This window comes from Sphingomonas sp. Leaf10, assembly GCF_001421245.1.
In the GTDB taxonomy this organism is placed as follows: domain Bacteria; phylum Pseudomonadota; class Alphaproteobacteria; order Sphingomonadales; family Sphingomonadaceae; genus Sphingomonas.
Window position 1 is genome coordinate 296,538 of record NZ_LMKE01000001.1, and the last position, 11,344, is coordinate 307,881.

General features: G+C 66.1%; 14 protein-coding genes. 7 read left to right on the forward strand and 7 right to left on the reverse strand.

Annotated elements, in window-relative coordinates:
- Positions 1-45 precede the first annotated feature (45 nt).
- Genes ASE59_RS01465 through mtaB form a run of 3 tightly spaced genes read right to left on the reverse strand, consistent with a single transcriptional unit; the run spans position 46 to position 2,836 of the window.
- Entirely contained in the window at positions 46-678 is a 633-nt protein-coding gene (locus tag ASE59_RS01465) for a septation protein A (protein ID WP_082458007.1), read from the reverse strand.
- The gene (gene ftsY, locus ASE59_RS01470) at positions 675-1,604 is read right to left on the reverse strand and encodes a signal recognition particle-docking protein FtsY (RefSeq protein WP_056451267.1); all 930 of its coding nucleotides are present in this window, start codon (positions 1,602-1,604) and stop codon (positions 675-677) included. Before ftsY ends, ASE59_RS01465 begins: the two co-directional genes overlap by 4 nt.
- Positions 1,601-2,836 (reverse strand): tRNA (N(6)-L-threonylcarbamoyladenosine(37)-C(2))-methylthiotransferase MtaB, encoded by a 1,236-nt coding sequence (gene mtaB / locus ASE59_RS01475; protein ID WP_056451269.1) that lies wholly within the window; start codon positions 2,834-2,836, stop codon positions 1,601-1,603. Before mtaB ends, ftsY begins: the two co-directional genes overlap by 4 nt.
- 52 nt (positions 2,837-2,888) lie before the next feature.
- Between mtaB and ASE59_RS01480 the strand changes: the two genes are divergently transcribed.
- Positions 2,889-3,413 (forward strand): DUF924 family protein, encoded by a 525-nt coding sequence (locus ASE59_RS01480; RefSeq protein ID WP_321163209.1) that lies wholly within the window; start codon positions 2,889-2,891, stop codon positions 3,411-3,413.
- Here ASE59_RS01480 and ASE59_RS01485 read toward each other — a convergent pair.
- The gene (locus ASE59_RS01485; protein ID WP_056451273.1) at positions 3,388-5,034 is read right to left on the reverse strand and encodes a putative bifunctional diguanylate cyclase/phosphodiesterase; all 1,647 of its coding nucleotides are present in this window, start codon (positions 5,032-5,034) and stop codon (positions 3,388-3,390) included. The genes ASE59_RS01480 and ASE59_RS01485 overlap by 26 nt on opposite strands.
- A gap of 240 nt (positions 5,035-5,274) precedes the next feature.
- Here ASE59_RS01485 and ffh point away from each other — a divergent pair, with 240 nt between their 5' ends.
- The 4 genes from ffh to rimM all read left to right on the forward strand — a co-directional run bounded on the left by ffh (position 5,275) and on the right by rimM (position 7,910).
- Entirely contained in the window at positions 5,275-6,783 is a 1,509-nt protein-coding gene (ffh, locus tag ASE59_RS01490) for a signal recognition particle protein (protein WP_056452652.1), read from the forward strand.
- 47 nt (positions 6,784-6,830) lie between these two features.
- Entirely contained in the window at positions 6,831-7,211 is a 381-nt protein-coding gene (gene rpsP / locus ASE59_RS01495) for a 30S ribosomal protein S16 (RefSeq protein WP_056451275.1), read from the forward strand.
- Between the two features lie 89 nt (positions 7,212-7,300).
- Positions 7,301-7,426 carry a hypothetical protein gene (locus tag ASE59_RS20865; protein WP_268795247.1) on the forward strand — a complete coding sequence of 42 codons (126 nt, stop codon included), beginning with the start codon at positions 7,301-7,303 and terminating at the stop codon, positions 7,424-7,426.
- 25 nt (positions 7,427-7,451) lie between these two features.
- Positions 7,452-7,910, forward strand: a complete 459-nt coding sequence (gene rimM / locus ASE59_RS01500; RefSeq protein ID WP_056451294.1) for a ribosome maturation factor RimM — start codon at positions 7,452-7,454, stop codon at positions 7,908-7,910.
- Between the two features lie 4 nt (positions 7,911-7,914).
- Here the strand turns inward: rimM and ASE59_RS01505 are convergent, their stop codons facing one another.
- The 3 genes from ASE59_RS01505 to ASE59_RS01515 are packed head-to-tail and all read right to left on the reverse strand — an operon-like array spanning position 7,915 to position 9,769.
- Positions 7,915-8,307, reverse strand: coding sequence for a BLUF domain-containing protein (locus ASE59_RS01505; protein ID WP_082458009.1), 393 nt, complete (start codon positions 8,305-8,307; stop codon positions 7,915-7,917).
- Positions 8,308-8,357: 50 nt separating this feature from the next.
- Entirely contained in the window at positions 8,358-8,789 is a 432-nt protein-coding gene (locus ASE59_RS01510) for a hypothetical protein (protein WP_056451298.1), read from the reverse strand.
- A 38-nt stretch (positions 8,790-8,827) separates the two neighbouring features.
- On the reverse strand, positions 8,828-9,769 hold the full coding sequence (locus ASE59_RS01515) for an NAD(P)/FAD-dependent oxidoreductase (RefSeq protein WP_056451300.1): 942 nt from the start codon (positions 9,767-9,769) through the stop codon (positions 8,828-8,830).
- Between the two features lie 62 nt (positions 9,770-9,831).
- On the opposite strand from ASE59_RS01515, the gene trmD reads away from it, so the two are divergent.
- Together trmD and rplS are read left to right on the forward strand one after the other, a co-directional pair.
- Positions 9,832-10,569, forward strand: a complete 738-nt coding sequence (trmD, locus tag ASE59_RS01520) for a tRNA (guanosine(37)-N1)-methyltransferase TrmD (protein WP_056451302.1) — start codon at positions 9,832-9,834, stop codon at positions 10,567-10,569.
- A complete protein-coding gene (gene rplS / locus ASE59_RS01525) occupies positions 10,566-10,955 on the forward strand; it encodes a 50S ribosomal protein L19 (RefSeq protein WP_056451305.1) in 390 nt (129 codons plus the stop codon). Before trmD ends, rplS begins: the two co-directional genes overlap by 4 nt.
- Positions 10,956-11,344 lie beyond the last annotated feature (389 nt).

Consider the following 11,344-nt stretch of genomic DNA (forward strand, 5'->3'; position numbering starts at 1 on the left):
GCTTCCCCTCTCCCCGGCCCTCTCCCCTAAAGGGGAGAGGGAGATTCAGTCGGCTGGGGGAAGGGGGCTGTCTTCCCCAACCTTCAACCCGTGCTTCAGCAGCATCGGAATATTCGCCAACGCAAACAACAGCGTCAGCGGCACCGCACCCCACAGCTTGAACCCGACCCAGAAGTCCCAGGTCGAATGGCGCCAGACAACCTCGTTCAGCACCGCCATGAATGCGAAGAACGCCGCCCAGTTGACGGTCAGCTTGCGCCAACCGAGCGCGCTCAACCCCGGATAGGCGGTTTCCAGCAATTGTTGCAGCAACGGCCGACCGGTGACGAGGCCGAAGGTCAGGATCGCCGAGAACATCGCGTAGACGATGGTCGGCTTCATCTTGATGAAAGTATCGTCGCGGAAATACAGCGTCAGCGCGCCGAACACGACGACGAGGCCCGCAGACAGCCACAGCATCGGCGAGATATGGCCGGTCTTCCATTTCGATATGATGATCGCGATGACGCTGGCGATCATGAAGGCGGTGCTGGCGATGATGACCTGCGCCAGCGAATCGACCATGTCGGGCAGGCCGATCTTGCCGGCCAGCAGGTTGGCGACGAAGAACACCACCAGCGGCCCGTAATCGAGCGCCATGCGGAACAGCGGCGAGGCGGGTTGGCGCTGCGTCGTCATTTGCGCACCCGTTCGACCCCGGCGATGATCCGCGACACTTCGTTGGCGTCGAAGCCACGCAAATCATTGGCGGTTTCACCTACGCCGATGGCGTGGATCGGCAAGCCGAACTTCTCCGCCGCCGCGACCAGCACGCCTCCGCGCGCGGTGCCGTCCAGCTTGGTCATGACGAGACCGGTAACGCCTGCCATTTCCTTGAACACCTCGATCTGGTTGAGCGCGTTCTGGCCAGTAGTCGCATCGAGAACGAGGACGACGTCGTGCGGCGCCGCCGGGTTTAGACGACCCAGCACGCGGCGGACCTTTGCCAGTTCGTCCATCAGTTCGCGCTTGTTCTGCAATCGGCCGGCGGTGTCGACGATCAGCACGTCGATGCCGGTCGCCGTCGCCTGCTTGACCGCTTCATAGACGATCCCTGCCGCGTCGCCGCCCTCGGCCCCGCTGACGATCGGCACCCCGATCCGCTCGGCCCAGGTGCGAAGCTGTCCGATCGCGGCGGCGCGGAAGGTGTCGCCCGCCGCCAGCATCACGCCATAGTCCTGCTCGACCAATGTCTTGGCGAGCTTGGCGATGGTGGTGGTCTTGCCTGACCCGTTGACGCCGATGACAAGGATCACTTGCGGACGCGGAAATGCCTCGATTTCCAGCGGCTTGGCGACAGGCGTTAAAACCTTTTCGATCTCCTCGGCGACGACCAGCCGAATGCCGAGTTCCTCCATATTGCGCTCATATTGCCCCTCGGCAAGGCGCTGGCGGACGCGGGCGGCGGTGGCGGGGCCGAGGTCGGAGGCGATCAGCGCTTCCTCGATATCGTCGAGTTGCGTTTCGTCGAGCCGCGCTGCGGACAGGCCGACAAGATTGCCGGTCAGACGGTCGGACGTCTTCTTCAGGCCGCCGAGCAGGCGTTCATGCCACGAAAGGCTCATAGGGGCATTCCGATCAACTGATTGCCTTCGATATGGGTCAGCCGCGCGGTCACGATCGAACCGGGCGGGCAGGGAGGGAGTCGAACATCGGCAAAGCCGGGACTGTGCCCGCGCGTGCCGGGGCGTTCGACGAGGATGTCGGCGGTGGTACCGACCTGACTATGCAGCCATTCGCGATGGCGACGTTCGGCGGCGGACCGGAGCGCCTGCGCACGCGCCTTGGCGATTGGCGGCGGAACTTGCGGCATCCGCGCGGCGGGGGTGCGGGCGCGCGGGCTGTAGGGAAAGACATGGGCATGGACGATGTCGCAATCGTCGATCAGCGCGAGGGTGTTCGCCGCCATCGCGTCGTCCTCCGTCGGGAAGCCGGCGATCAGGTCCGCGCCGATCGCTATTTCCGGCCGGGCGGTCTTCAACCGATCGACCAGCGCGACCGCGTCGGCGCGGTTGTGGCGGCGGCGCATCCGCTTGAGGACCATGTCATCGCCCGCCTGGAATGACAGGTGTGCGTACGGCATGACACGCGGCTCGTTCGTCAACAATTCAAATAGCTCGGGATCGATAGCTGCCGGGTCAAGTGAAGAAAGCCGCAGCCGCCGCAAAGCGGTGCGGGCGAGGATCGCCTCGACCAGATCACCCAGTTTTGGCGTATCGGAAAGGTCGTCGCCATAGCTCGACAGGTCGACGCCAGTCAGCACGACCTCGGCGTGGCCAGCCGCCACCAGTGCCGCAACCTGTGCGACGACGCTATCGATCGTGGCCGAGCGCGACGGCCCGCGTCCCGCAGGGATCGCGCAGAAGGTGCAGGCGTGGTCGCAGCCATTCTGCACCTCGACGAACGCACGCGTCTGCCCTTCGAACCCGCCGGCTAGTTGGGGGGCGGTGTCGAGCACACGCACAATGTCGCGGACGACGACCGGGTCGGTCGCGCTCCACGCGACCGGGTTCAGCTTGTCCGAATTGCCGATGACCCGGTCGACCTCGGGCATCGCCGCAAAGCTGGCCGGATCGATCTGCGCCGCACAGCCGGTAACGATCAGTTGCGCCGACGGCCGGTCGCGCCGCGCGCGGCGGATCGCGCGGCGGGTGGCGGCGACCGCGTCGTTGGTGACGGCACAGCTATTGACCACGGTCACGTCGCGATCGACGACCAGCGCACGGATCGCATCGCTCTCCGCGATGTTCAGCCGACAGCCGAGCGTGATGATGGTGGGACCGACGGAGGATGGCATGGGCGGTGATCTAGGGACAGGGACACGCGAAGTCCACGCGAACGCGCGGGCCGTGCTCGACTTCTGGTTCGACGAGGTCGGACCGGACAAGCATTTCGCCAGGGATGCGGCGCTCGACGCGACGATCGCCGAACGGTTCGGCGAGCTGCGCGATGCGGTGCTGGCGAACGAGGCGGCCGGCTGGCGCGACGATCGCGACGCGCTGTTGGCGGCGATCATTCTGCTCGACCAGTTTTCGCGCAATATCCATCGCGGACACGCGGAGGCGTTTGCGGCCGATCCGCTGGCGCTGGAACTGGCGCTGGTCGGGATCGCGCGCGGCGATGATCGCGACCTCGAACCGGTGCGCCGCTCGTTCCTCTACATGCCGTTGATGCATAGCGAGGATGCCGGCGTGGCGCGTTTCTCGCTGCGCTGCTTCGAATCGCTCGGCAATCCGGTGAACCTGAAATTCGCGCGCGACCATGCCGAGGTGCTGGCGCTCTATGGTCGCTACCCGTCGCGCAACGCTGCGCTCGGTCGAGAATCGACCGCAGCGGAGCAGGCGTATCTCAGCCGGTCCGACGCCGGTTGGTGAGGTCGGGCAGATCGCCGTCGCTCGCGCCGCCACAATGCAGCATTCCGCGCGCGGCCAGCATCCGCCGGGTGTCGGCGACCGACAACGGCCGACTATAGGTCCAGCCCTGCGCCTTGGCACAGCCCAGCGCCGCCAGTCGTTCGGCGATGGCGTCGGTCTCGACGCCCTCGGCAGTGATCGGCAGGTTGAGGCTGTCGCCCAGACCGATGATCGCATGGACGATCGCCGCCGAATCGGCATTGTCGAGCAACGAAAGGACGAAGCTCTTGTCGATCTTGATCCGGTCGAAGGGCAGCGCGCGCAGATGGGCGAGGCTGGAATAGCCGGTGCCGAAATCGTCGAGCGACAGGCGCACGCCCTGGTTCTTGAGCGAACCGACGATCGACTGGGCCAGCGGCAGGTTGTCGAACAGCGCGCTTTCGGTGATCTCGATCTCCAGCCGGTTCGGCGCGAAACCGCATTCGACCGTCGTCTTGATGATCTTCTGCGCCAGCCACGCATCGCGCAATTGCCACGGCGAGATGTTCACCGACAGGGTGATGCCCGGATCCCAGTCACGTGCGGCGGCGAAGGCCTGACGCATGATCGACAGCGACAGGTCGCCGATCAGCCCGGCTTCCTCCGCGACCGGGATGAAGCGGTCGGGCGGGATCGGACCCTGGGTCGGGTGGACCCAGCGCGCCAGCACTTCGAATCCGCACAGCCGCCCGCTCGCCAGATCGACCTGCGGTTCGAAATAGGGGACGACCTGTCCGGCGGGAATCGCCTGACGCAGGCCGCTTTCGATGTCGTTGCGGTCGATCAGCGCATCCTCCATCGCCCGGTCGAACCAGGTGAAGTCGCCGCGGCACGATTTCTTGGATGAGTACATCGCGATATCGGCCGCACGCAGCAGCGTGTCGATGCTGCCGCCATCGAAGTCCGACCGGGCGATGCCGATCGAACAGCTAAGGTGGATGCGCAGATCGTCGACGAACATCGGCTGCGACAGCGCGGTGGTGACCCGGCCGGCGATGCGTTCGACGACCGACGGATCGCGCGCATCGAACACGAAGGCGCAGGCAAAGGCATCGCCGCCGAATCGCGCGGTCAAGGCGGCGGGCGGCATCGCCCCGGCGATTTCCAGCGCGACGCTGCGCAGGACGCTGTCGCCCGCAGCATGGCCATGCATGTCGTTGACCATCTTGAAATGATCGAGGTCGACGATCAGCAGCGCCACCGCCTGATCGCGCTTGGTCGCCGACCGCAGCAGCGCGGCACCGGCTTCGCTCAAGCTACGGCGATTGAGGAAACCGGTCAGCGGATCGCGCGACGCCAGCATCCGGGCGCGTTCCTCGGCAGCGGAGCGGCCATGCATCTCGACGCGGACGGCACGGTGACGGCGCCAGCCGAAGATGACCAGCGCGGCATTGATCAGCAACGCGGTCACCAGCGGCTGCGCCACCGGCTCCCCGCCATAGAAACGATGGTCGAGCAGCCCGGAGATGACCGCGAAGCTCAGCCCCACGAACAACACGATCGCCGAGACGCAGATCGCCAGGGTCCAGCGTTCGCCGCGTTCCCGCGGTTCCGCCGGAGCAGGGCCGATGCCCTCGGTTCCTCTCTGTCGATCCCATTCCATCGGAATTTCTTATCGGCATGATCGGTATAGAAGCGGTTAAAGCCGCCCGATCGTTCGCCATGGACCGGCCGCCGTTCGTCGCATCTTGCGCCGATCGGTCGTTTGGGATAGGCGCCTCGGATCGTTTCCGTATGGAAGCGTTCAGCATTGCCGCCCGAGGGCGACGCCGGCCGACGAGGTTTCGTCCGCCGGCGTGTTTTGCTTGAGCGTTTTTCATGCGGCAAGGCTGGAGTGGTACGCGTGTTCGAGAGTCTGAGTGACCGGCTGGGAGGAGTGTTCGATCGCTTGCGCGGTCGCGGCGCACTGACCGAAGCCGACGTTCGTACCGCGATGCGCGAAGTCCGCGTCGCACTGCTCGAAGCCGACGTGGCGCTGCCGGTCGCCCGCGAATTCGTCGAGAAGGCGACCGAGGCCGCCGTCGGGCAGAATGTCCTGCGGTCGATCACGCCGGGGCAGCAGGTCGTCAAGATCGTGCATGACGCGCTGGTCGACATGCTGGGGCCGGACACCGCCGAACTCGATGTCGCGGTTACCCCGCCGGCGGTCGTGATGCTGGTCGGTCTGCAGGGGTCGGGCAAGACCACCACCACCGCCAAGCTCGCCAAGCTGCTCGCCAAGCGCGAGGGCAAGAAGGTGATGATGGCGTCGCTCGACGTCAATCGCCCGGCGGCGCAGGAACAGCTGGCGGTACTCGGCACGCAGGTCGAGGTTGCGACGCTGCCGATCGTTACCGGGCAGCAGCCGGTCGATATCGCGCGGCGCGCGCTGCAATCGGCGAAGCTGCAGGGCTATGACGTCGTCATGCTCGATACGGCGGGCCGTCTGCACGTCGATCAGGCGCTGATGGACGAGATGAAGGCCGTGGCGGAGATCGCCCGGCCGAACGAAATCCTGCTGGTCGTCGACTCGCTGACTGGTCAGGATGCGGTCAACGTCGCGCAGAACTTCTCCGAACAGGTGCCGCTGACCGGCGTCATCCTGACCCGCATGGATGGCGATGCGCGCGGTGGTGCGGCGCTGTCGATGCGTGCGGTCACCGGCAAGCCGATCAAGTTCGCGGGCACCGGGGAAAAGCTCGACGCGATCGAGCCATTCCACCCGAAGCGCGTCGCGGGCCGTATCCTCGGCATGGGCGATGTCGTGTCGCTGGTGGAAAAAGCGGCGCAGTCGATCGAGGCCGAAGATGCCGAGCGTATGGCTGGTCGCCTTGCCAAGGGTCAGTTCGACATGAACGACCTGCGCGGGCAACTGGCGCAGATGCGGCGCATGGGCGGCCTCGGCGCGCTGGCCGGCATGATTCCCGGCATGAAGAAGGCGCAGGCGGCAATGGCGTCGGGTGCGGTCGACGAAAAGATTCTGCTGCGCATGGACGCGATGATCACGTCGATGACCGTCAAGGAACGCGCCAAGCCCGAACTGATCAATGCCAAGCGCAAGATCCGTATCGCCAAGGGGTCTGGCACGACGGTGCAGGACATCAACAAGCTGTTGAAGATGCATCAGGAAATGCAGTCGGCCATGAAGAAGCTCAAGAAGATGGGCGGAATCAAGGGCATGATGGCGATGCTGGGCAAGGGTGGCATGGGCGGCCTCGGCAATGCGCTGGGCGGTCCGGGCCTTGGCGACCTGATGAGCAAGGCGGGTGGCGAAATGCCGGGCCTGCCGGGGCTTGGCGGCGGCATGGGCGGGAAGGGCGGCGGTATGCCGCAACTGCCCCCCGGCTTCGAAAACCTTATCAAGAAGAAGTAATTGTCGGTCGGAACCGGCTTACACAGACCAACGAAGGAAGAAGAATAATGGCACTCAGCATCCGTCTGTCGCGTGGTGGCTCGAAGAAGCGTCCGTACTATCGCATCGTTGTGGCCGATGCCCGCAGCCCGCGCGACGGCCGCTTCATCGAGAAGATCGGCACCTACAACCCGCTGCTGGGCAAGGAAGACGAAAAGCGCGTCGTGCTCGACGCCGAGCGTGCGACCCACTGGCTGGGCGTCGGCGCGCAGCCGACTGACCGCGTCGCCCGCTTCCTCGATAAGGCCGGCGTGAAGGAACGCGCTGCCCGTAACAACCCGACCAAGGGCAAGCCGGGCGAGAAGGCCGTCGAGCGCGCCGAAGAGCGTGCCGAAAAGGCGAAGGCCGCTGAAGAAGCCGCTGCCGCTCCGGCCGACGCCGAAGCATAAGGGCCTCGGCCGACGCGTCTTTTCGGGCGCGCCGGCACCCTTCGATAGCCGTCGTGCGTTCCGGGTCGACCAGGCCAGGAGCATGACCGATGATCGATCCCGAACAGCAGCCGCACCATGACGAAGACGCCACCAACGCCGGGCGATCGGCCGAAGAACCCGCCGAAGGCCGCGACGACGCCCCCGCGGGCGGCGAAGGCTCGCCCGACGCCTGAACCGGCGGCGAATCGCAACCGTGTCGTGCTGGCGGCGATCGCCGGCGCGCACGGGCTGAACGGCGAGGTGCGGCTGAAGCTGTTTACCGACGATCTATCGGCCTATCCGGCGCTGAATGGCGGCGCACTGACCCTAGTGTCGGTGCGTCCCGCCACCAACGGCATGATCGGCAAGTTCCGCGAGATCCCCGACCGCACGAAGGCGGAGGCGATGCGCGGGACCGAGCTGTGGATCGGCCGCGACCAACTGCCCCCGCTTGCCGAGGGCGAATATTATCATGCCGACCTGCTGGGCCTGCCGGTGGTGTCGAGCGAAGGCGAGGCGCTGGGCCAGGTCGTCGCGATCGACGATTTCGGCGCGGGCGACGTGATCGAGATCGAACGTCCTGACGGCAAGCGCTTCATGGTGCCGATGCAGCCGCACGCGGTCCCCGAATGGGATCAGGATCGCCTGGTGGTCGACGCGCTCTTCGCCGCCGACTGATCGATCAGCGGTTCGCGGCGGCGGTGAATGCCTGTCGCACCGCTTCCGGCGCGTTGGTCAGTCGCCGTTCGAGCCGGGCCAGCAACGCATCGGTATCGGCGCTGCCGTCTTGCGCGCGCTCCATGCTCCAATAGCCGAATTCGCGCGCCTCGACCCGGCGGTCGGACAGGATGATCAGCGATTCATGGCGCGGATCGTTGGCGATGCGGGCATAGGTGGCGGCGACGCTGCTTTGCGGCCCTTCGATGACCTGCAGGAACATGCCGTCCTTGTACCATAACAGTCCGGTGATGCCGTCGACCGCATTGTTGTGCCGCGATTGCTGCACGATCTGGTCGACATCCACGCCCGATGCACAACGGCTCGTGTAGAAAAGCTGGCGGAACGGAGTGCTCACCCGCCCCGGATACGATCGTTACGGTCTCCGATCAAGCGCATCGATATCGCCTATCGTCTTGGTGCGGGAAGCGTCGCGGGCGGACCGATCTCGGCATCGGGATCGACCAGCTTGGTCACCAACCGACCGACCAACGTCACCGGATCGCGTCCCGCACCATAGCCATAGGCTTCCGCCTCCCTCTTCGCGCAACGCCGTTGTCCGCGAAAAATGCCGCAGCCCGACAGGAACGGGTCCTGTACCGATGCCTGCGCCGGCTCGCCCGTGACCGCCCCCGCCTCGGACGGCAGTTTCGCGCGCGGCAGCGGCAGGCGATAGCGCGTACCACGGTCGGGATCACCGCAGACGACGACCTCGTCCTTGCCGGCGACCGCGCAATTCCGGCGCGCCTCGCGTTCGGCAGCGGCGGCGAGAATGCGGTCGACCGATTGTCCCGCGACACCGGCGGGCAGGGCGATCAGCAGGAACAGGCCGGCGGGCATCGACCATCGGTAGCATGATGCCCCGCCTGCCCCAAGGCTCACCGACGCAGCGGCCGGCGTTCGCTCAACAGGTTGCGGATCGTCGTCGCCGCGACCCCGGCCTCGCCCATCGCATGGCTGATCTGATCGAGACCCTTGACCACGTCACCGGCGGCGAACAGGCCGGGGATCGAAGTGCGCTGATGATCGTCGACCTCCAGACAGCCATCCTCCGTGGCCCGCGCTCCCGTCGCCACCGCCAGTTCGGAGCGGATTTGCGAGCCGAGCGCCGGATATACGCTGTCGAATGCCATCTCGCCTTCGGCGGTGCGCACGACGAACCGGTCGCCATCGATCCGATAGTCGCCGCACGGACCGTCGACCCGCTGGATTCCGGCGCGGTCGAGCGCGTCGCGACAGCCATCGTCGAGAAGATGATCGCTGTCCGGAGCGATCAGCGTCACGTCGGCGCTGTAGCCGCGCAGGAACAGCGCCTCGCGCATGCCGTGGTCGCTGGTGCCGATCACCCCGATCCGCCGATCGGTCACCTCATACCCGTCGCAGATCGGGCAATAGCGCAGCAGCCCTCGCGCCAATGCCGCGTCATGGACGTCGTCGGTCAGTCCGCGTGGCCGGTGATTGACGACCCCGGTCGCCAGCAGGACGCTACGCGCCACCACAACCCCGTCGGGGGTCACCACGCGAAAATCGTCGCCAGCGCGCTCGATCGCGGTGACGGTGGCCGGGGTGCAGATCGCGCCATAGGTCCGCGCCTGTTCGTGCATCCGCGCCAGCAGTTCCTTGCCCGCGATCCCGCCGGGAAAGCCGGCGTGATTGTGGGTGCGCGGGATCATCGCCGCGCGGCTCGATCCGCAATCGAACATGCGGATCGTCAGGTGAAACCGCGCCAGATAGATGGCGGCAGTCAGCCCGGCGGGGCCGGCGCCGATGATGACGCAGTCGACCGTTTCGGGATCGGGGGCAGGGGAGGTGGCCGACATGGAGGCGCAAATGATGCGGATGGGCTTTCGTTCCCGGTGACATCCGGGCACAGGCTGTCGCGATGACCTTTGCCGCGACCATCCTCACCCTCTATCCCGAAATGTTTCCCGGGCCGCTCGGGGCTTCGCTTGCCGGTCGGGCGCTGCGCGAGGAACGCTGGTCGCTCGAAGCCGTGCAGATCCGCGACTTCGCGACCGACAGGCACCGTTCGGTTGACGATACCCCGGCCGGGGGCGGGGCGGGGATGGTGTTGCGCGCCGATGTGCTCGCCGCCGCGCTCGACAGCGTGGCCGACGCCCGCCCGGTGCTGGCGATGACGCCTCGCGGGAAACCGCTGACGCAAGCGCGGGTGCGCGAACTGGCGGCGGGACCGGGCGTGATCGTATTGTGCGGCCGGTTCGAGGGGTTCGACGAACGCCTGTTCGAGGCACGCGATATCGAGCCGGTCGCGATCGGCGATTATGTGCTGTCCGGTGGCGAAATGGGCGCGCTGGTGCTGCTCGATGCTTGCGTTCGGCTGCTTCCCGGCGTAATGGGCGCGGCTTCGAGTGGTATCGAGGAAAGCTTCGAAAGCGGCCTTCTCGAATATCCTCAATATACCCGACCTGCTGAATGGGAAGGGCGTGTGATCCCCGAAGTGTTGCGATCGGGGGATCATGCGAGGATCGCGGCGTGGCGCAAGTCACGATCGGAATCCGACACACGGCTATGGCGGCCGGATCTGTGGGAGCGTCACGTCGACGCTCGGGTCCAGTCGCCCTCTGGCGCGCACACACAAGACGAAGGTCACAAGAAATGAACCTCCTCCAGACGCTCGAAGCGGAACAGATCGCCAAGTTCCTCGAATCGAAGTCGATCCCCGATTTCCGCGCCGGTGACACCCTCAAGGTCGGCGTGAAGGTCGTCGAAGGCGAGCGGACCCGCGTGCAGAACTATGAAGGCGTGTGTATCGCGCGTTCGAATGCCGGCATGGGTTCGTCGTTCACCGTCCGCAAGATGAGCTTTGGCGAAGGCGTGGAGCGCGTATTCCCGCTCTATTCGCCGAATATCGATTCGATCGACGTCGTCCGTCGCGGCGTCGTGCGGCGTGCGAAGCTCTATTATCTGCGCGGTCGTACCGGCAAGTCGGCGCGTATCGCCGAACGCCGCGATCCGCGTCCGGCCAAGGCGACCGCAGCCGAGTAATCGGCGCGGGCGTGGTTGCGCCAGTTCAGGGCGCGGTGGCTTATTGCCGCCGCGCCCTTTTCGTGAGCGGCGGGAACGGACGTCGGAAGCCTCGCAATTCGTTCGACGAAAGACGTCGCCCCAGCGCAGGCTGGGGCCTCAAGCGGCTCTTGCCGTGCGCTATTGCCGTGGCATCCCAGCCTTCGCTGCGATGAGGTTCGGAGCAACCGTCCGACTGGCTCCAACCCTCGCTGCGGCGGTAACTCCGTCGACCGGCAGCGTAGCCTAGGCCGGATCGACATTCACGGGAAACGCGACGAATTGCTCCCCTCCCTGGAAGGGAGGGGTGGGGGTGGGTCGGCCTGCGAGGGAAGGTCACGCCCGCCAACGGGCCAACCCACCCCCGACCC

What these genes read in the sequence shown, in the direction of transcription:
- ASE59_RS01515 (WP_056451300.1), bottom strand. Translation starts at nt 9,769, where the DNA reads ATGTCGGCCACCTCCCCTGCCCCCGATCCCGAAACGGTCGACTGCGTC.
- trmD (WP_056451302.1), top strand. Translation starts at nt 9,832, where the DNA reads ATGACCTTTGCCGCGACCATCCTCACCCTCTATCCCGAAATGTTTCCC.
- ASE59_RS20865 (WP_268795247.1), top strand. Translation starts at nt 7,301, where the DNA reads ATGATCGATCCCGAACAGCAGCCGCACCATGACGAAGACGCCACCAAC.
- rpsP (WP_056451275.1), top strand. Translation starts at nt 6,831, where the DNA reads ATGGCACTCAGCATCCGTCTGTCGCGTGGTGGCTCGAAGAAGCGTCCG.
- ASE59_RS01465 (WP_082458007.1), bottom strand. Translation starts at nt 678, where the DNA reads ATGACGACGCAGCGCCAACCCGCCTCGCCGCTGTTCCGCATGGCGCTC.
- ASE59_RS01510 (WP_056451298.1), bottom strand. Translation starts at nt 8,789, where the DNA reads ATGCCCGCCGGCCTGTTCCTGCTGATCGCCCTGCCCGCCGGTGTCGCG.
- mtaB (WP_056451269.1), bottom strand. Translation starts at nt 2,836, where the DNA reads ATGCCATCCTCCGTCGGTCCCACCATCATCACGCTCGGCTGTCGGCTG.
- ftsY (WP_056451267.1), bottom strand. Translation starts at nt 1,604, where the DNA reads ATGAGCCTTTCGTGGCATGAACGCCTGCTCGGCGGCCTGAAGAAGACG.
- ASE59_RS01485 (WP_056451273.1), bottom strand. Translation starts at nt 5,034, where the DNA reads ATGGAATGGGATCGACAGAGAGGAACCGAGGGCATCGGCCCTGCTCCG.
- rplS (WP_056451305.1), top strand. Translation starts at nt 10,566, where the DNA reads ATGAACCTCCTCCAGACGCTCGAAGCGGAACAGATCGCCAAGTTCCTC.